20 protein-coding genes are annotated in these 21,321 nt (G+C 59.4%); 15 read left to right on the forward strand and 5 right to left on the reverse strand.

Annotated elements, in window-relative coordinates:
* The first annotated feature begins 6 nt into the window (after window positions 1-6).
* The 9 genes from VXL81_RS11015 to VXL81_RS11055 all read left to right on the forward strand — a co-directional run bounded on the left by VXL81_RS11015 (window position 7) and on the right by VXL81_RS11055 (window position 8,779).
* Window positions 7-639: a histidine phosphatase family protein gene (locus VXL81_RS11015; protein ID WP_416554244.1), complete on the forward strand. Its 633-nt coding sequence runs from the start codon at window positions 7-9 to the stop codon at window positions 637-639.
* A gap of 32 nt (window positions 640-671) precedes the next feature.
* Window positions 672-1,361: a DUF1194 domain-containing protein gene (locus tag VXL81_RS11020; RefSeq protein ID WP_416554246.1), complete on the forward strand. Its 690-nt coding sequence runs from the start codon at window positions 672-674 to the stop codon at window positions 1,359-1,361.
* Between the two features lie 192 nt (window positions 1,362-1,553).
* Entirely contained in the window at window positions 1,554-1,937 is a 384-nt protein-coding gene (sdhC, locus tag VXL81_RS11025) for a succinate dehydrogenase, cytochrome b556 subunit (RefSeq protein ID WP_416536455.1), read from the forward strand.
* Window positions 1,938-1,955: 18 nt separating this feature from the next.
* Window positions 1,956-2,327, forward strand: coding sequence for a succinate dehydrogenase, hydrophobic membrane anchor protein (sdhD, locus tag VXL81_RS11030; protein ID WP_340544311.1), 372 nt, complete (start codon window positions 1,956-1,958; stop codon window positions 2,325-2,327).
* 15 nt (window positions 2,328-2,342) lie between these two features.
* Window positions 2,343-4,148 carry a succinate dehydrogenase flavoprotein subunit gene (gene sdhA, locus VXL81_RS11035; RefSeq protein WP_416543355.1) on the forward strand — a complete coding sequence of 602 codons (1,806 nt, stop codon included), beginning with the start codon at window positions 2,343-2,345 and terminating at the stop codon, window positions 4,146-4,148.
* A gap of 90 nt (window positions 4,149-4,238) precedes the next feature.
* Window positions 4,239-5,150: a hypothetical protein gene (locus tag VXL81_RS11040; protein WP_416554248.1), complete on the forward strand. Its 912-nt coding sequence runs from the start codon at window positions 4,239-4,241 to the stop codon at window positions 5,148-5,150.
* Between the two features lie 150 nt (window positions 5,151-5,300).
* Entirely contained in the window at window positions 5,301-6,080 is a 780-nt protein-coding gene (locus VXL81_RS11045) for a succinate dehydrogenase iron-sulfur subunit (RefSeq protein WP_340544315.1), read from the forward strand.
* A 539-nt stretch (window positions 6,081-6,619) separates the two neighbouring features.
* Window positions 6,620-7,801, forward strand: coding sequence for a type III PLP-dependent enzyme (locus VXL81_RS11050; RefSeq protein WP_416545555.1), 1,182 nt, complete (start codon window positions 6,620-6,622; stop codon window positions 7,799-7,801).
* A gap of 102 nt (window positions 7,802-7,903) precedes the next feature.
* A complete protein-coding gene (locus VXL81_RS11055) occupies window positions 7,904-8,779 on the forward strand; it encodes an urea carboxylase-associated family protein (RefSeq protein ID WP_340544318.1) in 876 nt (291 codons plus the stop codon).
* A gap of 75 nt (window positions 8,780-8,854) precedes the next feature.
* Here the strand turns inward: VXL81_RS11055 and deoD are convergent, their stop codons facing one another.
* The 3 genes from deoD to VXL81_RS11070 form a co-directional block, all read right to left on the reverse strand.
* A complete protein-coding gene (gene deoD / locus VXL81_RS11060; protein ID WP_340544319.1) occupies window positions 8,855-9,559 on the reverse strand; it encodes a purine-nucleoside phosphorylase in 705 nt (234 codons plus the stop codon).
* A 23-nt stretch (window positions 9,560-9,582) separates the two neighbouring features.
* On the reverse strand, window positions 9,583-9,900 hold the full coding sequence (locus tag VXL81_RS11065) for an H-NS histone family protein (RefSeq protein ID WP_340544320.1): 318 nt from the start codon (window positions 9,898-9,900) through the stop codon (window positions 9,583-9,585).
* Window positions 9,901-10,019: 119 nt separating this feature from the next.
* Window positions 10,020-11,987 (reverse strand): protein meaA, encoded by a 1,968-nt coding sequence (locus tag VXL81_RS11070; RefSeq protein WP_416554250.1) that lies wholly within the window; start codon window positions 11,985-11,987, stop codon window positions 10,020-10,022.
* Window positions 11,988-12,166: 179 nt separating this feature from the next.
* Between VXL81_RS11070 and VXL81_RS11075 the strand changes: the two genes are divergently transcribed.
* The 6 genes from VXL81_RS11075 to VXL81_RS11100 all read left to right on the forward strand — a co-directional run bounded on the left by VXL81_RS11075 (window position 12,167) and on the right by VXL81_RS11100 (window position 19,186).
* Window positions 12,167-13,621: a 1-acyl-sn-glycerol-3-phosphate acyltransferase gene (locus VXL81_RS11075; protein ID WP_416554252.1), complete on the forward strand. Its 1,455-nt coding sequence runs from the start codon at window positions 12,167-12,169 to the stop codon at window positions 13,619-13,621.
* A gap of 110 nt (window positions 13,622-13,731) precedes the next feature.
* The gene (gene ccrA / locus VXL81_RS11080; RefSeq protein WP_340544323.1) at window positions 13,732-15,012 is read left to right on the forward strand and encodes a crotonyl-CoA carboxylase/reductase; all 1,281 of its coding nucleotides are present in this window, start codon (window positions 13,732-13,734) and stop codon (window positions 15,010-15,012) included.
* A 315-nt stretch (window positions 15,013-15,327) separates the two neighbouring features.
* Entirely contained in the window at window positions 15,328-16,047 is a 720-nt protein-coding gene (locus VXL81_RS11085; protein WP_416554254.1) for a helix-turn-helix transcriptional regulator, read from the forward strand.
* 94 nt (window positions 16,048-16,141) lie between these two features.
* Window positions 16,142-16,783 carry an acyl-homoserine-lactone synthase gene (locus VXL81_RS11090; protein WP_340544326.1) on the forward strand — a complete coding sequence of 214 codons (642 nt, stop codon included), beginning with the start codon at window positions 16,142-16,144 and terminating at the stop codon, window positions 16,781-16,783.
* A 109-nt stretch (window positions 16,784-16,892) separates the two neighbouring features.
* Window positions 16,893-18,431: an ATP-dependent DNA helicase gene (locus VXL81_RS11095; RefSeq protein WP_416554256.1), complete on the forward strand. Its 1,539-nt coding sequence runs from the start codon at window positions 16,893-16,895 to the stop codon at window positions 18,429-18,431.
* The gene (locus VXL81_RS11100; protein ID WP_416554258.1) at window positions 18,428-19,186 is read left to right on the forward strand and encodes an SDR family oxidoreductase; all 759 of its coding nucleotides are present in this window, start codon (window positions 18,428-18,430) and stop codon (window positions 19,184-19,186) included. Before VXL81_RS11095 ends, VXL81_RS11100 begins: the two co-directional genes overlap by 4 nt.
* Before the next feature lie 117 nt (window positions 19,187-19,303).
* On the opposite strand, the gene VXL81_RS11105 is transcribed toward VXL81_RS11100, so the two are convergent.
* Entirely contained in the window at window positions 19,304-20,071 is a 768-nt protein-coding gene (locus tag VXL81_RS11105; protein WP_340546273.1) for a TIGR02186 family protein, read from the reverse strand.
* Between the two features lie 112 nt (window positions 20,072-20,183).
* Window positions 20,184-21,107 carry a sulfite exporter TauE/SafE family protein gene (locus tag VXL81_RS11110; RefSeq protein ID WP_340544330.1) on the reverse strand — a complete coding sequence of 308 codons (924 nt, stop codon included), beginning with the start codon at window positions 21,105-21,107 and terminating at the stop codon, window positions 20,184-20,186.
* Window positions 21,108-21,321 lie beyond the last annotated feature (214 nt).

Here is a 21,321-nt window from a genome sequence, read left to right on the forward strand (position 1 = left end):
TGTGAAATGATCGAACTTGATCCCGCCACTGTTCTTTACATCACGCATCCGCAGGTGGAGATAGACGCGGCTGTCGCCCCGCCTGATTGGGGGCTGTCCGCGGTCGGCTCAGCGCGGGTGGCGCATCTGGCGCAGCGTCTGACGATATTGAAGCCGACAGGCAAGGCGGCGGTGATCGCCAGCGCCGAACGCAAAGCGGTCGAGACCGCCGCGCCGCTGGCCGCCGCGCTTGGGGCGCTGGTCAGCTGTCGACCGGACACGCATGAGAACGATCGCTCCAGCACAGGGTATCTTTTGCCTGAGGCCTTTGAGGTGCAGGCTGATGCCTTCTTTGCGAAGCCGTCGCAGTCGGTACGAGGCTGGGAGAGAGCTGTGGATGCGCAGGCGCGGATCCAGCGGGAGGTTCAGGCGGTGGAGCAGGATTACCCGGATTCAGCGCTAGTTTTCTGTGGTCACGGGGCGGTCGGCACACTGCTATACTGCGCCTTGAGGGGCGTGGCGATTGACCGGCGCTGGGATCAGCCCGCTGGTGGCGGCAATTGGTTCGCCTATGATCGGCACAGCCGCCAGGTGCTGGGTCACTGGGCGCCGATCGAGACCCTGTTTGCGGGACAGCGGGCGGGCTGCGAAAAACGATAGGGCAACCGCCCGGTTTTCGCTAAGCTTGGAATATGCGGATCCTTCGACTGTGCGTTTTTATGCTTGTGACACTGGCGCCGATGCAGGCGCGGGCGTGCGATCTTGCCTTGGTTCTGGCGGTTGACGTCTCCGGCAGCGTCGATGTCGAGGAATACCGCACGCAGATGGAGGGATTGGCTGCGGCGCTGCGCGATGGGATCGTCGCCGAGGCTCTGGTGCGGGCACAGGCGCGGGTAGCGCTAATTCAATGGTCGGGCAGCGGGCGCCAGGACCTGACGCTCAGCTGGCGCAGCGTCACAGATTTCCCGGCGGTCGACCGGCTGGCTGCGGAGATTGCCAGTGCTCCGCGCCCCTGGCGCAACTACGCAACCGGCATCGGTGAGGCACTGCAGCTGGCGTTGGAGCAGTTCCAGCTGGTGCCGAGCTGTCGCCGCCGGGTGATCGATGTTTCTGGTGACGGGCCGTCGAATGAGGGGATCGAGCCGACGGCGATGCGCGGTGCTCTCAGCGCGGCAGGCGTGACTGTCAATGCGCTTGCAATTGAGGAGAGCGAGCCGGATCTGACGGCGTATTTCTTTGAACAGCTCATTCACGGACCCGGCGCCTTTGTTCAGACTGCGGCCAGATTCGACGACTATCCAGATGCGATCCGCAAAAAACTGTTGCGGGAAGTGGCACAGCAAAATGCAGATTTGGGCAGCTTTGTCCCGTCAGTCCATTAAATTCGCGAACACCATGTGATTCTGTAAGGATTCACCTATGTGCTGTTTTGTGATCACTTACCGGAACCGTGTGATCACATATTGTTGTTTTCGTAGCATTCCCAAAAATAACTGCGCATTTTTACCGCTCGTTTGCGTGACAGGACGCAAAAAACCGCTAAAACGTCGTCAGCTAACCGGAAAGGAGCCAACATGGCCGATGTAAATCGGGGCAACCGCCCGCTTTCGCCACATTTGCAGGTCTACCGCCCGCAGATCACTTCGATCACCTCGATCCTGACGCGGATTACGGGCAATGCCTTGCTTGTGAGCGCGCTATTGATCGCCTGGTGGTTTCTGGCGGCGGCAACTTCTGAAGATTATTTCCGCACCGCAAATGCGGTGATGACCAGCTGGCTCGGCGACATCGTGATGAGCCTGTCGGTGCTGGGCCTCTGGTACCACACGCTGGCCGGTGTGCGTCACCTGATCTGGGACAACGGCAAGATGTTGGATCTGGAACCCGCGCAGAAACTGGGCTGGGCCGTCATTATCGGATCGGTTGTTCTGACCGTCCTCACCCTTGTTATCGTCTGAGCTGAAGGAGTCGTCGCAATGCGCTATTTGACAGATCGCAAGCGTGCCGTTGGCATGGGTGCAGCAAAATCCGGTACAGCACATCACTGGTCGATGCAGGTCAGCTCCATTGGATTGCTGATCCTGGTTCCGCTGTTTGTCTTCACCTTTGGCTCCGCGCTGGGGGGATCCTACGAAGAGATCACAGCCTATTACGCGCGCCCGTTCCCGGCGCTGGTTGCTCTGCTGACCATCTGGGTGGGCATGATGCACTTCAAATCCGGCGCGCAGATTATGATCGAAGACTATGTTCACGGTTTTGCAGGTCGTCTGACGATTATTCTGATCACCTGCCTGTCCTATGCCGTGGCCGCTGTCAGCGCCTATGCGCTGATCCGCCTGGCCCTGTAAATTCCGAGGTTCTCAATGGCTGCTTACGAATACGAAACACATGATTATGACGTGGTCGTGGTTGGCGCCGGTGGTGCTGGCCTCCGTGCGACCCTCGGCATGGCAGAACAGGGCCTGCGCACAGCCTGTGTGACCAAGGTGTTCCCGACCCGCTCCCACACCGTCGCGGCGCAGGGCGGCATCGCGGCATCGCTGTCAAATATGGGGCCTGATCACTGGCAGTGGCATATGTATGACACCGTCAAGGGGTCTGACTGGCTGGGTGACACCGACGCGATGGAATATCTGGCCCGTGAAGCGCCCAAGGCGGTTTATGAGCTGGAGCATTACGGCGTGCCGTTCTCGCGTACCGAGGAAGGCAAGATCTATCAGCGGCCCTTTGGCGGTCACACCACAGAGTTCGGCGAGGGTCCCGCCGTGCAGCGGACCTGTGCCGCTGCGGACCGGACCGGCCACGCCATTCTGCACACACTCTATGGTCAGTCGCTGAAGAACAATGCTGAGTTCTATGTCGAGTATTTCGCCATCGACCTGATCATGTCCGAGGACGGGCAGTGTCAGGGCGTTGTCTGCTGGAAGCTGGACGACGGCACCATGCATGTTTTCAACGCCAAGATGGTTGTGCTGGCGACCGGCGGTTACGGACGGGCGTACTTCTCTGCCACCTCGGCGCATACCTGCACCGGCGACGGCGGCGGCATGGTGGCGCGCGCAGGCCTGGCGCTGCAGGACATGGAGTTCGTTCAGTTCCACCCGACCGGCATTTACGGCTCCGGCTGCCTGATCACCGAGGGCGCGCGTGGCGAGGGTGGCTATCTTACCAACTCCGAAGGCGAGCGGTTCATGGAGCGCTATGCGCCCCAGTATAAGGACCTCGCACCGCGTGACTATGTTTCGCGTTCAATGACCATGGAAATCCGCGAAGGTCGCGGTGTTGGCGAGCATGGCGACCACATTCACCTGAATCTCAGCCACCTTCCGGCCGAGGCGCTCGCTGAGCGGCTGCCGGGCATTTCCGAAAGCGCCAAGATCTTTGCCGGTGTTGACGTGACCAAGGAACCGATCCCGGTTCTGCCCACGGTGCACTACAACATGGGCGGTATCCCGACCAACTATTGGGGCGAGGTGCTGAACCCGACCGCAGGTAACCCGACCGCCGTTGTGCCGGGCCTCATGGCTGTGGGCGAGGCGGGCTGCGCCTCGGTGCATGGTGCCAACCGTTTGGGGTCGAACTCGCTGATCGACCTCGTGGTCTTTGGCCGCGCCGCAGCGATCCGTGCGGGCAAGGTTGTCGACGCGGATGCCCCGAACCCGGTGCTGAACCAGGCACAGGTCGACAAGGCCTTTGATCGGTTTGATGGTCTGCGCCACGCGAAGGGCGGTATACCGACCGCTGATCTGCGTCTTGAGATGCAGCGCACCATGCAAAGCGACGCTGCCGTGTTCCGCACCTCGGAGACCATGTCAGAAGGCGTAACCAAGATGACAGCGATCGCTGCCAAGCTTGATGATCTGGCTGTGACCGACCGGTCTCTGGTGTGGAACTCGGACCTGATGGAAACGCTGGAGCTGACCAACCTGATGCCAAACGCGCTGGCCACTATCGTTGGCGCCGAGGCGCGCAAGGAAAGCCGTGGCGCCCACGCGCATGAGGATTTCACCAACCGAGACGACGAAAACTGGCGGGTTCATACCGTCAGCCGCGTCGATGGCAACAAGGTGGATCTGTCCTATCGCCCGGTGATCGTCGAGCCGCTCACCACTGAGGCCGAAGGTGGCATCAGCGAGGCGAAGATCGCGCCCAAAGCACGGACCTTCTAAGAGCGTGATGCAGGCAGCCCCAGCATATCAGATTGCAACATTTCCCCGCATACGCGGGGGAGTGGCGACATCTGTGCAGGTGGTCGCGTGATGGCGACAGGTCGGACATCGTCGGTGACGCCGGTTGCAGGCGTTGTTGGCAATGCGGGCTGTTGGCCAGAACTCGGCTGGCGGCCCGATGCTGCGCTGCGGATGTTCGGGATGCGTCGTTCCGGCAATCATGCGGTTGCCAATTGGTTGCAGCGCAATGCGCCGCACGGACAGGCGTTGTTCTTCAACAATTGCAAATCGGGCCGGGGGCCGCTGGCGCATCATCAGGGAGTGGAGCGCAACGCTGTGCAGCTGGCGCGCCATGATACGCGCGATCTGGCAGGGTTGGGGGCAACGCTGGGGGCCGGTGGCCTTTTGCTCATCTCATATGAGGATACGGTGCCGTCGGACTTCGGTCTGGAACGGCCAGTTTCCGGTGATCTGGATGAGACTCTTCTGAGCGATGATATCCTGTTGCTGCGTGGGTTTCTGAACTGGTCGGCCTCGCTTTTGAAGAAGCTGCAACGGAACCCGGATTTCACGGTAGCGTATCGTAGCGCTTCGGTGCTGCGGGCGATCGACAGCTACCGCAAGATGCTGGAGTTGGTCGCGCAGGCGGATGATCTCGCTCTGACCGTGATTGATTATGATGTCTGGATACATGACGCGGAATACCGCTCCGCTCTGCTGGATCGACTGGGGCTGCCCTGCGTTGACAATACCCTTGGCAAGGTTCAGCGCTATGGCGGTGGTTCGTCCTTTGATACGCCAGAGGCTGGCGCCGATTTTGATTTGCGGACGGATCAGCGCTGGCAGCGCATGTCCGGTGACGCTGAGTATCAGGCGATCCTGCATATCGCAGCGCGTGACACGGCACTGCTTGCCGCGCTGAGCCGACACTACCCTCACGATGCCAAAAGGCTTGCGTCGCTTGCAGATCAGACGCCGATAGCGGCGGGAGGGCTGCGCTGATGCTGCCCTGCGCCTACCAGATTGCGACCGACCGGGTCGCTACACCGACAGATCTTCGTTCCGGCCTTTCCGGAGCGCGGACACCGATCTCCTGCCAGCGCAGCGCTTTGTGCCTGTGGCTGGCGGGCAGCTAAGCAAGGAGAACGATCTATGGTCGAATTCGCACTTCCGAAAAATTCCAAGATCACCACGGGTAAAACCTGGCCCAAGCCCGAAGGCGCAACCAATGTGCGCAAATTCAGCATCTACCGCTGGAATCCGGATGACGGCAAGAACCCGCAGGTGGATACCTATTTTGTCGATATGGACAAATGCGGTCCGATGGTTCTGGACGCGCTCATCAAGATCAAGAATGAGATCGATCCGACGCTGACATTCCGCCGGTCCTGCCGCGAGGGGATCTGCGGCTCCTGTGCGATGAACATCGATGGGATCAACACTCTGGCCTGTATCTACGGCCTCGATGAGATCAAGGGCGACGTAAAGATCTACCCGCTGCCGCATATGCCGGTGGTGAAGGATCTGATCCCAGATCTGACCCATTTCTACGCCCAGCATGCCTCGATCATGCCATGGCTGGAAACCAAGACCAACCGCCCCGCGAAAGAGTGGAAGCAGTCCATCGAGGATCGCAAGAAGCTGGACGGGCTGTATGAATGCGTCATGTGCGCCAGCTGCTCGACATCCTGTCCGAGCTACTGGTGGAACGGGGATCGTTACCTTGGGCCGGCCGCGCTGCTGCACGCCTACCGCTGGATCATCGACAGCCGCGATGAGGCAACACCTGAGCGTCTGGATGAGCTGGAGGATCCGTTTAAGCTCTATCGCTGCCACACCATCATGAACTGTGCGAAGACCTGCCCAAAGGGGCTGAACCCGGCCAAGGCAATTTCGCATATCAAGCAGATGATGGTTGAACGCGCGGTTTAAGCCCTGCCAAGCTTTGATTAGGGAGAACGCCGCTCACCTGCTGTGGGCGGCGTTCTGCGTTGTCGAGCAGCCACTGCGCCCCGAAGTTGCGGCTGACAGTGGGGATCGGTAAACAGGCGATATGCCAGTGTTGATCCTCTTTCTGTTGCTCGGTGTCCTTGGATATTTCCTTTGGCGCCACAATACATCCACCCTCAGCCGGGATTGTCGCTGGCGTCAGGAAAAGTCGGCGAGCCAGTGGCGCTGTGCATCCTGTGGTGCCGTCCAACCAGGAGACGGTGCGCCGCGTGCATGCCTCAGACTCCGAAACACCGGGTAAGTGTTGCAATAGGCGCATGGCTTAAATCTGATCAAATTACCCATGAAAATAAGGGCTTCAGTGGCCCAGAAAACTCTTGATCGACTCGTGTGTTTGGTAGATATGGCGGACAGACGCCAACGCACGCGCCTCTGTCCCAAGGGTTATCCCCCATGGTTACGTAGCGACGGTAACGTCTCTGATTGAAGTGAGCGGTCATAGATGGCCGGGTCTTTTGGAGATGACCATGAACGCAAACGTAACCGGGCAACTTGCCCGTCAAGATGCTATTGTCCCCGTTTCTCGCCACCTGTCCTATATCGCACAGACCGCGTTTGACCGCCCGACACTGGTGATTGACAGCCAAGCTGTTGCCCGGCAATACGCCGCCCTGGCCCAAGGCCTTGGGCGTGCCCGAATCCACTATGCGGTAAAAGCCAATCCAGAAGCGCAGATTCTGCGTCGGCTCACCACTATGGGGGCAAATTTCGATGCGGCCAGCCGCGCCGAGATTGAAATGTGTCTGGCTGCAGGCGCAAGGCCTGGCCAGATTTCCTTCGGCAACACCATCAAACGGCCGAGCGATATCGCCTTTGCTCATGAGATCGGGATCACCCATTTCGCGGTTGATGCCTTGGCCGAGTTGGACAAGCTGGCCGCCCATGCGCCTGGTGCCCATGTCTGCATCCGCCTGCTGGTCGAAGCCACCGGGGCGGATTGGCCGCTCAGCCGCAAGTTCGGCTGCTCCAGTGCGATGGCGCTTAGCCTGATGGACCGCGCCCGCGAGCTTGGGTTGATTGTCTCCGGCGTATCCTTCCACGTTGGCTCGCAAACCCGCGAGCCGCAGATGTGGGCTGGTACGCTTGATCAGGTTGCCCAGGTTTGGCAGGCCGCAAAATCCGCCGGTCATGAGCTGACCCTGCTGAACATCGGTGGCGGTTTCCCGGCGAGCTACGGCACCGAGGTGATGGCCCCTAATCGCTATGCGCAGGAGGTCATGGCGCTCGTGGAGGCACGTTTCCCCGACGCAATCGAGATCATGGCGGAACCCGGTCGTGGCCTGGTGGCTGAGGCTGGCGCGATCGCGGCCGAAGTGTTGCTGGTCTCGCGCAAGGATGCGCACGATCTGCACCGCTGGGTCTATCTGGATATCGGCAAATTTTCAGGCCTGGCAGAAACCATGGACGAGGCTATCCGCTACCGGATCACCACCGATCATGGGGATGAGCAGACCGGCCCCTGCATTCTGGCGGGCCCGTCCTGTGACAGTGCTGATGTGCTCTATGAAAAGCAGCTTTACCAGCTGCCGCTTGATCTGAAAGCAGGGGATCGCGTTGTGATCCATTCCTGTGGAGCCTATACGACGACCTACGCCTCCGTTGGCTTCAACGGCTTTCCACCGCTCGATGTGGTGGTGATCTGATTTCGGATCTTTGATCAGCAGGGCCTGAGCACCCTGCAATGTCGGCTTGTTTCCGGCGGCTGCATTGGATTTCATGGCGCAAACAACAGAGAGGTTTGCGCCATGTCCGCTACTGATTTTCCCGGCACCGAGGCACAGCCTCCCGAAGATGCAGAGCAAAGGCGTGCCGTGGCGCCAGTCATCTGCTACCCGAACGAGACATTGCCCAAGCCGGATCTGTCGCGATATGGGACTGCTCGTGAGACGGCGCAGAAAACCGCCGAAGTATTGGTCTCGCCGCGGGAGGCGGCCTGTTTCAGCGTCGCGGCTGGAAGCTTCTTTCGTATCACCTCGGTCGAGGGGCCGCAGGTCGGGGACCTCAATCTCTGGAACAGTGCTGATCTGACCGAGCGCTTTTTCTCCGGCAAGACACGTGCGCTGCATGGAACTCATGTAACCACGGGGGAGAGGCTGTGGAGCAGCCTGCCGCATCTGCGTCCGATGGCGACCATTGTAGCGGATAGCCTTGGCTGGTACGGGATCGACGGCTATGGCGGCTCGGTTCATGACGTGATCGGCACCCGCTGCGACCCCTATACCGGTAATCTGCTGTCTGGCGGTCACTATCATCATTGCTGCCATTCCAACCTGACCCGGGCGCTGGCAGATCATCTGGATATGCCACTGGACGCAGCCGAGCCGCATATTCACGATGTCCTGAACGTATTCATGTGTACCGGATTTACACGTGACACCGGGCAGTACTTCATGAAAGCGAGCCCAGTGCGCCCAGGCGACTATCTTGAGTTTTTTGCGGAAATTGACCTCTTGGGCGCATTGAGCGCCTGTCCGGGAGGCGATTGTGGTGACGAACACACCAGTGACACCGCGTCCTGTCATCCGTTGTTGATTGAGGTCTTCACCCCCGAAAGCGGTGCATTGGGAGATTGGCGGCCACCTGCGCGCAACGGGTATGACCGTAGTCACGGGCGCGGTTGAGCCTGGCTGCTGGCAGAACGAAAAAGGCAGCGCGATCGGCGCTGCCTTTTCTATGGGTCTTTGCGATTTCTCAGTTCAGGCAAAGGCCGCTTCGAGAGCGATTTCCACCATGTCGCCGAAACTCCGCTCACGCTGATCGGACGGCAGCGCCTCGCCTGTCCCGAGGTGATCGGATACCGTCAGCACCGCCAGCGCGCGGCGTCCGTAGCGGGCCGCCAGGGTATAAAGCTCGGCTGCCTCCATCTCGACGCCCAGAATGCCATGACGCACCATCTGCTCGTTCAGGTCCGGTCGCTCGTCATAGAAAACATCGGATGAGTAGATGCCACCGATATGCGGCGTGAGCTTATGCGCCTCTGCGGCCTTCGCGGCAGCCTGAAGCAGGGACCAGTCGGCACAGGGGGCGAAATTGACCTCTTTGAAAATCCCACGCGAAGGGGAGCTGACAGTGGTTGCCGTCATGGCGAGGATCACGTCACGGATTTTCACCTTGTCCTGCATTCCGCCACAGGACCCAATGCGGATCAAGGTTTTGGCGTCGTAGTCACGGATCAGCTCATTCACATAAATAGACAGGGAAGGCATGCCCATTCCGCTGCCTTGAATGGTGACCGGATGCCCATTCCAGGTGCCGGTGAAGCCCAGCATTCCGCGCACTTCATTCACGAGGCGGGCATCTTTCAAAAATGTTTCGGCGGCCCATTTCGCGCGATAGGGATCGCCGGGCAGCAATACCGTTTCGGCAATCTCGCCCTTGGCGGCTCCGATATGAACAGTCATACTTTGTCCTCAACTTCTGGAAATCAGATTTCCAGATCGGAAATATCAACGCCCGATGTCAGCGCTGCATGGACCCAATGAGGTTTGCGACCGCGACCGGTCCAGGTTTCTTCCGGGTTCTGCGGGTTGCGGTATTTCGGAGCTGCCTTGGTTTTCTTGGCAGTGCCCCGGTTGTTGCCTGCAATCTCGTCAAGCGAGAAACCATATTTTGCGGCAGCTTCTTCAGCGGCTTTCAATGCTTCGATGCGCTCGCGCTGCTCGGCTTCTTTCAGTGCCTTTTCGACATTCGCCTGCAATTCCAAAAGCTCTTTTCGTGACATCGTTGTGAGGTCAACGGCCATTTTCTTCTCCATAAATGAATGCGCATCGTGATGCTACGAGGCGCATTCATTTATGACCCTATTCCCAAGGTGATTTCACCAAGAAAATTGTGTCGATTAAATTGATTTGCGAAAATCCGCTAATGTGAAGTCGTTTGCGGTTGTTTTGCAAGTTCAACAATATCACCCATGATTGCGTTGAGTTCGAAATCCTTGGGGGTATAAACACGGGCCACACCCATCTTTTTAAGGCGGGCAGCGTCGTCGTCGGGAATGATTCCACCAACGACAACTGGAATATGCGACAGGCCCGCGTCATTCATCCGACCCATCAGCTCCTCAATCAGGGGCAGATGGCTGCCGGAGAGGATGGACATGCCGACCACATGTGCATCGTCCGCCAGTGCCGATGCTACCAGTTCTTCGGGTGTCATGCGGATCCCATCGTAGGTGATATCCATACCGCAGTCGCGTGCGCGAAAGGCGATTTGTTCGGCGCCGTTGGAGTGGCCGTCTAGGCCGGGCTTGCCGACGAGGAATTTCAGGCGGCGTCCCAGTTGGTCGCTTACGGCATTGACCTTTTCGCGCAGCTCATCCAGCCCCTCTGTCTTGTTGGAGGCGGACCCGGACACGCCGGTCGGGCCGCGATATGTGCCGTAGACCTTGCGCATTTCCTCGGCCCATTCGCCAGTGGTGACGCCGACCTTGGCCGCGGCAATCGACGGCTCCATGACATTGGCGCCGCTTTGCGCTGCTGCGCGCAGCGCGGCCAGGGCCGATTGCACAGCGTCATTGTCACGCTCGCCGCGCCAGTGGTTCAGGCGGCTGATCTGCTCCTGCTCCACCGCGGGGTCGACCACCATAATGCCGCCGTCCTCGGTCTGCAGCGGCGATGGCTCGCCCTCGGTCCATTTGTTGACGCCCACCACGATCGTCTCGTTCTTCTCGATCCGGTTCAGCCGGTCGGCATTGGATTCGACCAGCCGGCCCTTCATGTACTCGATCGAGGCGACAGCGCCGCCCATGGATTCGAGGTTGGCCAGCTCGGCGCGAGCGCCGTCCTTCAGTTCCTCGACCTTGGCATCGACCGTCGGGTTGCCGTCGAACAGGTCGCCGTATTCCAGCAGGTCGGTCTCATAGGCCAGGATCTGCTGCATCCGCATCGACCATTGCTGGTCCCAGGGGCGGGGCAGGCCAAGCGCTTCGTTCCAGGCGGGCAGCTGCACCGCGCGGGCGCGGGCTTTCTTGGAGAGCGTCACTGCCAGCATCTCGATCAGGATGCGGTAGACGTTGTTTTCCGGCTGCTGTTCGGTCAGGCCGAGCGAGTTCACCTGCACGCCATAGCGGAAGCGGCGGAACTTGGGGTCCTCGACGCCATAGCGGTCGCGGCAGATCTCGTCCCACAGATCGACAAAGGCGCGCATCTTGCACATCTCGGTCACGAACCGGATGCCCGCGTTCACAAAGAAGGAGATGCGTCCGACCATGGCTGGGAAATCCTCCGGCGCGATGCGCGGTTTCAGCTCGTCCAGCACCGCCTGCGCGGTCGCCAGAGCAAAGGCTAGCTCCTGCTCCGGTGTCGCGCCGGCCTCCTGCAGGTGATAAGAACACACGTTCATGGGATTCCACTTGGGCACGTTGGTGTAGCAGTACTCCGCCACATCCGCGATCATCTTGAGGCTGGGCTTGGGCGGGCAGACATAGGTGCCGCGGCTGAGGTATTCCTTGATCAGGTCATTTTGCACCGTGCCCTGCAGCTTGGACACGTCTGCGCCCTGTTCCTCGGCCACCGCGATATACAGCGCCAAGAGCCACGGCGCTGTTGCGTTGATGGTCATCGAGGTGTTCATCTGCTCCAGCGGGATCTGGTCGAACAGCGCCCGCATGTCGCCCAGGTGGCAAACCGGTACGCCGACTTTGCCCACTTCGCCGCGGGCCAGCACGTGGTCGCTGTCATAGCCAGTCTGGGTCGGCAGGTCGAAGGCGACCGAGAGGCCGGTCTGCCCCTTGGCCAGGTTGGCGCGGTACAGCGCGTTGGATGCCGATGCCGTGGAATGGCCGGCATAGGTGCGGATCAGCCAGGGGCGGTCTTTTTGCATCTGCGGCATGTCGGGCCTCGCGAGTCAGTGTTGCGGTAATTTTATTTCGTCAAGCTGATGTAGACTGCAATTTTAAACCCATGTCAATTCGCTGCGTTGCGGCATTTCATGCCAGCTGCTAAATATGGGGCCTCTGCAGATCCGGCAAAGTGCTTGTAATGACAGCAAGCATGGGGAAGGGTCTCAGGATGACGCAGACCGTGGAACTCCCGCTTTGGCTTTTTGTGCTTATCGTGCTGTTTGCCGCGATCACCTTTGCCTCGCATTTCCTGTTTCCGTCGGTGCGGTGGTTCTTCCGTCGTCGTTTGGAGCGGGCTGTGGCGCGGTTGAACCGCCGCCTGGAACGACCAATTCAACCGTTCAAACTGGCACGCCGTTACGACATGATACAGCGGCTGATCTATGACCCGCAGGTGGCCCAGGCGATTGCAGACCATGCACGTGCGCAGGGCATTCCCGAAAACGTCGCCTTCGAGGAGGCCCGGCGTTATGCCCGCGAGATCGTCCCGTCGTTTTCCGCAGTTGCCTATTTCAGCATCGCGATCCGTCTCGCGCGGTTTTTGTCCAATGCGATCTATCGTGTTCGCCTCGGTCATCTGGATGAAGCTGCAGTGAAGGCAATAGACCCTGAGGCGACGGTGGTTTTTGTCATGAATCATCGCTCGAACATGGATTATGTCCTGATCACCTATCTGGTGGCGGACCGGTCGGCCTTGTCCTATGCGGTGGGTGAATGGGCGCGGGTATGGCCGTTGTCGCGATTGATCCGGGCCATGGGTGCCTATTTTATCCGCCGTAAGTCACGCAATGACCTCTATCGTCGCGTTCTGGCGACCTATGTGAGGCTGGCGACGCAGGGCGGGGTGACCCAGGCGATTTTTCCCGAAGGCGGGTTGAGCCTAGATGGCGCTTTGGCACAGCCGAAGGTGGGGCTACTGAAATACATCGTTGACGGTCAGGCGGCACAGGGCGAGGGCGGGCGTGATGTGGTGTTTGTGCCTGTTGCGCTGAACTACGACCGCGTGCTGGAAGACAAGATCCTGACATCGGCTGCGAAATCCGGTGATCGACGATTCCGCGCACGCATCCATGTGGTGGCGGTTCGTATGCTGCGTCAGCTGTGGCTATGGGCGACGAGGCGCTACCAGCGATCCGGGTATGCGGCAGTCAGTTTTGGGCGCCCTCTCTGCCTGCGCGACTTTGTTCTTTGCAGCGGGGGAGAGGACACGCCGACGAGTCTTGCGCAGGAGCTGATGGGTCGTATCGGCGAATGTGTTCCGGTATTGCCGGTGGCCTTGGTCGCCGCCACTGTGGAGTACCTCCCAAAGGGTAAACAGCCGCTCAGCCGTACGGATATTGAAGCTGGGATGGACGCGCTGCTGTCGCGATTGCCCTATGCTTATATCCATACATCGCGCAACGACCGCGGTTCCGCCGCCGTGTCGGGGCTACGTCAACTGACGATGAGAGGCATCCTGCGACAGACAGCGGGCGGCTACGAGGTGGTGGCCGACCAACACGATCTGCTTGTCTACTACGCAAATTCAATCCGTCATCTGATCCCGGAGCCTGACACTGACGGGCCAAAAGAGGCTGGTATTGCTGCAGGTGCAAAAGGTTATTCTGCATCCGCTGGGTCATAAAATTACCCAAATCAAATAAATGATGTTGCATTGTTGCTTGGCGGATCTTATTCCCTAGGTAGCAGCTGCGATTCTGCATTGCGGCAAACAGCGGAAAAAAGGAGGCCAGCATGGCTTTGGACACGCAGAACGGCGCCCTCTCCTACGAGGCCCCTGAAAAAGAGCTTTATGAGATCGGTGAACTGCCGCCGATGGGCTATGTGCCACAGAAGATGTATGCTTGGACCATCCGCAAAGAGCGCCATGGCACCCCTGATACTGCGATGGTGCAGGAAGTGGTCGATGTGCCCGAACTGGACAGCCACGACGTGCTTGTGCTCGTGATGGCGGCGGGTGTGAACTATAACGGTGTGTGGGCGGCTCTCGGCACACCTATCAGCCCCTTTGATGGTCACGGTGCGCCGTTCCATATTGCCGGTTCCGACGCCTCGGGCATCGTTTGGGCCGTGGGCGACAAGGTTAAGCGCTGGAAAGTCGGCGACGAGGTGGTCATTCACTGCAATCAGGATGATGGCGACGACGAAGAATGCAACGGTGGCGATCCGATGTACTCTCCCAGCCAGCGCATCTGGGGGTATGAGACGCCCGACGGCTCCTTTGCGCAGTTCACCAATGTTCAGTCGCAGCAGCTTATGCCCCGCCCCAAGCACCTGACTTGGGAAGAAAGCGCCTGCTATACGCTGACCCTTGCGACCGCCTACCGGATGCTGTTCGGCCACGAGCCGCACGATCTTAAGCCGGGCCAGAACGTGCTGGTCTGGGGCGCTTCGGGCGGCCTCGGCTCCTACGCGATCCAGTTGATCAATACGGCTGGTGCAAATGCCATTGGCGTGATCTCGGACGAAAGCAAACGTGATTTTGTCATGGGGCTGGGCGCCAAGGGTGTGATCAACCGCAAAGACTTTGACTGCTGGGGTCAGTTGCCGACAGTGAACACGCCCGAATATGCCAATTGGTTCAAGGAAGCCCGTAAGTTCGGCAAGGCTATCTGGGACATCACCGGCAAAGGCGTGAATGTCGACATGGTGTTTGAACATCCGGGCGAAAGCACGTTCCCGGTTTCGACCTTTGTCTGTAAAAAAGGCGGCATGGTTGTGATCTGCGCAGGCACCACTGGCTATAACCTGACGTTCGATGTGCGTTACATGTGGATGCACCAGAAGCGTTTGCAGGGCTCGCACTTTGCGCATCTGAAGCAGGCCGCCGCTGCCAACAAGCTGATGGTCGAGCGCCGCCTAGACCCCTGTATGTCGGAGGTGTTCTCCTGGAACGATCTGCCGGAGGCGCATATGAAGATGCTCCGCAACGAGCACAAGCCGGGTAATATGTCTGTTCTGGTTCAGGCGCCCCGGACCGGTCTGCGCACACTGGAGGATGTTCTGGCAGGGTAAACACCCTCGAGAGACACATTATTTCACCCGTCAGTCGCTCCTGTGACTGGCGGGTTATTGTTTTTCTGGTGCGAACGTGGTTGTCGAACATTTGTGCGGAATGACCAGCGGTCATGCGCTGATGGTGAAGACATTTTGTGGCCGCGCCCTAGATAATCGCTTATGAAATAAAAACCTGATCATTATGCGGGCTTACCGTTGACGCTGCATCGATGATCGCGGCACAAAGGCCAGAGCTGCGGCAATTTGGATCTGCCGACAGCCAAATAGGTGCAGAGGTTCTGCGCTGAGACCAAGTGAGAATTCAGGCATTTCATGGCAACCAAAGTTAATCTTGATCTTATCCTTGAGGTTTTGGACGCCACGACAACGGTCGATGGTCTGCAAGAGATCATTGAGCGGGTCTGTGAGACCTTTGAGGTTGATCACGCCATGTATCACTGGGTCGACAGCGCTGGCGATCACTATCACTTTGGCACCTATTCGCAGGAATGGGTCGAGCGCTATCAGGAAAAAGCCTATGTGCGTGTCGATCCGGTCATTATCGGCTGCTATCAGCGGTTTCACCCGGTTGACTGGCGCCGCCTTGATTGGTCGTCTAAGCCTGCGCGCGAGTTTCTGCAGGACGCCCTTGCCCATGACGTAGGCAATCAGGGGTACTCAATCCCGATCCGTGGGCCAAACGGGCAATTCGCTTTGTTCACGGTCAGCCACAACTGCAACGATGAGACCTGGACGAAATTCACGGACAGACACAGCCGTGACCTGATCCTGATCGGGCATTACTTCAACCGCAAGGCGCTGGAATTTGAACCGGATCGCAGCCCGGAGCACGTCCAACCCCTGTCCCCACGTGAGATTGACGCGTTAACCTTGCTTGCGATGGGATACAGCAGAGCCCAGGTGGCCAAGACGCTGACCATTTCGGAGCATACATTGCGGGTCTATATTGAGAGCGCGCGATTCAAACTGGGGGCGATCAACACCACGCATGCCATCGCACGGGCACTGAGTCTCGGGTTGATCATCATCTAACACGTTGAAGCTGTTGGTGTTCATTAACCCTATAGTTGAAAATATCTTCTGATCGTAATCTGGTCCCACTTTTCTATCTAAAGGGGACTAAGTTATGCTTCGTTACGTATATGCACACGACCTGTATAAGCACCGTGAGCTTGCCCATTCGATGTTCGTGGATCGCGCGGATCAGTTCAAGACGCGGCTGGGTTGGGAGGTCTCGGTAGATGCCTGCGGGGAAGAACGCGATGAATACGATGCGCTTGATCCGCTATATGTGATCTGGCAGCAGCCCGATGGCAGCCACGGTGGGTCAATGCGTTTCCTGCCCTCCACGGGGCCAATCATGGTAAATGATGTCTTTCCTGAGCTGACCGGCGGGGAGGCGATCCGCAGCCCTCTGATCTGGGAATGCACCCGGTTCTGCCTGTCCCGACATGTCAGCGGCAATGTGGCCGGGGCGCTGACCCTGGCCGGGCTTGAGATCATGCGGAACTTCAATATCGCGCATTTTGCCGGGGTGTTTGATCGGCGGATGGTGCGGATCTACCGCTCTCTTGGGTTTAGCCCGGAAATTGTCGGCACCATGGGCGCGGGGCGGGACCGGATCTGCCTTGGCCTGTGGGACTATTCTACCGAGGCGTATCACCGGGTCGCGCAGAAGGCAGGCATTCAGCCGGAATTGTCGACACTCTGGTTCGACCGCTCCTTTGGCGGTGCAGGCGCGCCAGGACCCGTTGCGCTGACGGGGTGAACAGGGTGTCGATGGGCATAGCGCTGAAGGAGGGCGAGCTGCGCTGAAACGATATGATGTGGGGCCGTCTGCTCTGGTGCAGCCGGCCCGGCGGCTGTAGTGTCGCCGAATGAGCGCAGCACCCATTAAATTCTCCGACGATCAGGCCGTCGCTTTTGATCGTGTCAGCAGTCTTCTTCGTGACGCAGGGGTCGATCTCGAAGACGATCTGCTTCACCCGCCCCGCGGTGACGGTGGCGCAATGGCGGTTATTGGCAAAGCCGGATCTGGTAAGACGCTGTTGTTGGCGGAGCTCTATAAGGCGTTGGAAAAGGCCGGTGTCGAGGTTGTTTCCGGGGACTATGAGAGCCGCAGGAAGAATGAGGACCGGCGCACGCTCGCAATCCTTGCGCCCACAAACAAGGCCGCCAGCGTGCTGCGCCTTCGTGGTGTTCCCGCAACCACGATCCACCGGATCCTCTATACGCCTGTCTATGATCCGGAATATGAGCGGATAGCGGAATGGCTGGCCGGTAGTGGCGATGAGCCCGAAATCGAGGGGTTAACCGAAGAAGCCCTGGCGCGGGCGAAGGCGTTTTATGAACGCAACAAGTCGATCCCTGGTGCGTTGGCTGCTGCCGGTCTGCGCGGATCTGACTTCATCACCGGTTGGAAACGGCGGGAGGAGCCGCTGGATATCGGCTTTATCGATGAAGCTTCGATGCTGGATGACCGCCAGTTCCAGGACCTTCAGGAAATTTTCCCGACATTATTGCTGTTTGGCGATCCCGCACAGCTCGCCCCGGTGAACCAATCCGGTGCCATGGTTTTTGAAACGCTGCCAGAAGAGCGCAAACTGATCCTCAACCGCATTCACCGCCAAGAGGCAGGCAATCCCATTCTGGACCTCGCTCATGCTCTGGCTGATCCGAACATCGGGTTTGAGGATTTTGAGCGCATGGTTGAGGACCTCTCTCGCCAGGATGATCGCGTCGTCTGGGGGCAACGGGTCGAGGTGGATCTGATGGCACGTTCTCCGGTTCTGGTCTGGCGCAACAACACCCGGATTCGGCTGATCAATGCGTTTCGTAACGTGCACGGTGCGCCGGAGGACAGTTTGCTGGCTGGCGAGCCGCTGATCTGCGACGGAATCGAATTGCCGATGAAACATCGCAAGAAAAGGCTGGATCTGGAAGCCCGCGGCCTGATCAAGGGGGCCCAGGTCATCTACCTCGGACCGGGTCGCAAGCCTGGATTTTCGCGCCTTCACGTCATGGGGGCAGAGGACCCGCAGGTCTCTGCGGCCTCTATCGTGAAGATCGAAAAACCGGATGAAGAAGAGCCCTTCATTCCATTTGCTGCGCGTATGGGGGCGGCGTTTCTGCACGGGGCGGCCGTCACTATTCACAAGGCGCAGGGCTCGCAATGGCCCACGGCGCAGGTTTTTGCGCCTGATATCTATGCCGCGGCGCGCATGGGCCGGGTGGAGGCCGGGCAACCGCTCTGGAAGCGGCTTGCTTATGTGGCCATTACGCGGGCGCAGGAGCGCCTGATCTGGGTGGTGCGCAATCGTCTGGCAAAGCCGACAGGCCCTCTGCAGGTGGACGACCTGCGGGCCGCGCCCGTAGGCGCCCTGACCCTGGAACTGCAAGAGGACAGCCCACTATGACGATCCAAGCTCCAGATTCTAGACGCACGATCCTGATCACCGGAGCCAGCTCCGGAATCGGCCGTGCCGTGGCGGAGCTGTTTCTGGACGAAGGTTGGCAGGTGGGCCTGCTTGCCCGCCGCGCAGAGGCGCTGGAGGCCGTGGCGCAGGGGCGCGACACGGCTCATGTCTTGCCGGCGGATGTCACCGATGCTGAGGCTGTCGATCATGCCGTGGAGACCTTTGCAAAGCGGGCCGGGCGGTTAGATGTGTTGTTCAACAACGCAGGCATCTTTACCCCTTCCGGCACGATTGATGAGATTGCGCTGGAGGATTGGTTTGCAGCCGTCAATGTAAACTTGAACGGCATGTTCCTTTCGGCCCGAGCGGCCTTTCGCCAGATGCGCCAGCAGGCCCCGCAGGGCGGGCGGATCATCAATAACGGATCAATTGCGGCCCATGTTCCGCGCCCACATTCGGTCCCCTATGCGGCGACCAAAGCCGCGATCACCGGGCTGACCCGTTGCCTGTCGCTGGATGGGCGCCCGTTTGATATTGCCTGCGGGCAAATTGATATCGGCAACGCACGCACGCCGATGGTTGCGGATTTGAGCGCCCGGCAGGCCGAGACGGATCCGGCAGCGGGCGCGATGGAGACCTTCGCCGTTGAGGATGCTGCACGGTCGGTGCTGCATATGGCAAATCTTCCGCCTGAGGCAAATGTGCAATTCATGACCGTGATGGCAACCAAGATGCCTTACATCGGGCGTGGATAGACACTGCAGAGGTCTCCCGCCCGTTGTGACACCAGCAAGCTGGCACCACGCCCGTTGGGCGTAGCGCCGCGCTTTGCGCGGCGGTCTGGGTCTGGGTCTGGATCTGGTTCGTGGTCGTCAGCTGTTGCGCAGCAGGCGGAAGGCGGCAGAGGCACCCCAACCTGCGGCAATTGCAATGGCCAGTGACATAAGGCCGTAGAGAAACGGCTGTTCGCGTGAAAGTGTGTAAAGAAACCGTTCCAGCCCGACTTTGCGCACGTCGATGCTGGTTTCGTACTGCGCGACAACCGACCCGCCTCGTGTGAGCAGGATGCGGGTCCGATAGGCCCCTTCGGTCAGGTCGGCGGGCATCTCGATCGCAGTGCGAAACAGCGTTTGCTGATCGACGGCGACAGTGTTCTCCCGCAGAGAATAGAGATTGTTCTCGGACCGGATGCGGATCACGGCTTCGGCGAATTTCTGTGCCCCGCGGATGTGCATTCCGGCACCGACCGAGCGGATGGCCCGCCCCACGGAGACTCGATACCGCAGGTCCTCAGTATCGCTCAGCACCTGAGAGAGCGGCGCGCTTGTCGCAACTGCGTAGAAGCTCGGTGCCGAGTCTACCAGCACGCTGTCGGTGTTGACCCAGATCCCAAGCTTTTTCTCCTTGCGGCGTACCATCACGGGCGAGGCCGGACCGGATACGGCGACGATCACCTGAAGAGGGTCGTCCTGCGGGATAGGGGCTTCCCGCTTCACGGCCCCAAAGACGAGGATTTCAGATCCGTCGAAGTCGGCGGTGATGGCAACACGGTCTTGGCTCAGACCGAGCACGACTTCCTCGCGCGGGCCAGCGGGAGGGTCGCTATCTGCCGGATCGGTGGAGGTCTGAGCGGTGGCCATCGACCCGAGTGGCAGGACCAGGAGGAATGCAATCCAGAGCCGCGCGGAGCCGCAGGCCGGCTGGGATTGCGGCTCGCGACGGAGGCGTTGCCTGATGACGCGATGGAGCATCTCAGTGCCCTCCATCGCTGCCGAGCGAGTAAAGCTCAGATGGCATCAGCAACAGGTCCAGCCCGAGTTTGACGCAGACAATAATTACCATCAGCGCCAACAGAATGCGGAGCTGTTCAGCCTTGAGATAGACGCCGATCCGGGTGCCGATCTGGGCACCGATCACCCCGCCGATCAGCAATAGAACCGCCAGAACAATATCCACGGTATAATTCGTGGTGGCGTGCAGCATCGTGGTAAAGGCGGTGACCAGAATGATCTGAAACAGCGATGTACCAACCACAACCTTGGTTGGCATCCCGAGGATGTAGATCATGGCTGGCACCATGATGAAGCCACCACCAACACCCATGATTGCCGCGAGGATGCCGACGACGACACCGACCAGCAAGGGAGGAATCACGGAGATATAGAGGCCGGATGTGCGGAACCGCATCTTGAAGGGCAGGGCATGGACCCAGCCACGCTGCCGACGCGGCGCGGGGGCGCCACCTGCGGAGGCTTTGGATTTGCGGATCGCATTCAGGCTTTCGATGAACATCAGCCCGCCGACAACGCCAAGAAAGACGACGTAACAGAGTTTTACCAGCAGATCGACCTGGCCCAATGCTTTGAGATAGTTGAAGACCACAACCCCAAGCGCCGCACCGAAAAGACCGCCCGCTTGAAGAACCAGGCCCATCTTGATGTCGACGGTTCGGCGCCTGAAATGAGCAAGCACACCGGAGAATGAGGAGGCCACGATCTGATTGGCTTCGGTGGCAACGGCCACTGCCGGCGGGATGCCGATGAAGAACAGGAGCGGTGTCATCAGGAAGCCGCCACCGACACCAAACATGCCGGACAGGATGCCGACCATGCCGCCAAGCCCCAGCAGCAGGAATGCGTTGACCGAGACTTCGGCGATGGGAAGATAAATCTGCATATCAGTGTTAGAGCGCAGCAATTGGCTAAAATCAACTGCCGATGCCGCTCCGCAGAAAACAGGACTGACGCTAGGGCAAAAACTGGACCTATGAAAGTTGGCCGGAACTCGGATGGCGAGAACTGGTTTCCGAAAAATCTGACTCTGGCTGTGTCAAAACGGCAAGCGCCCGGCCGGAGCCGGGCGCTTGCAGATACCTTTGGTACAGCCCCTG

It is taken from the genome of Phaeobacter sp. JH204B (assembly GCF_048055755.1).
GTDB lineage: Bacteria > Pseudomonadota > Alphaproteobacteria > Rhodobacterales > Rhodobacteraceae > Phaeobacter > Phaeobacter bryozoorum.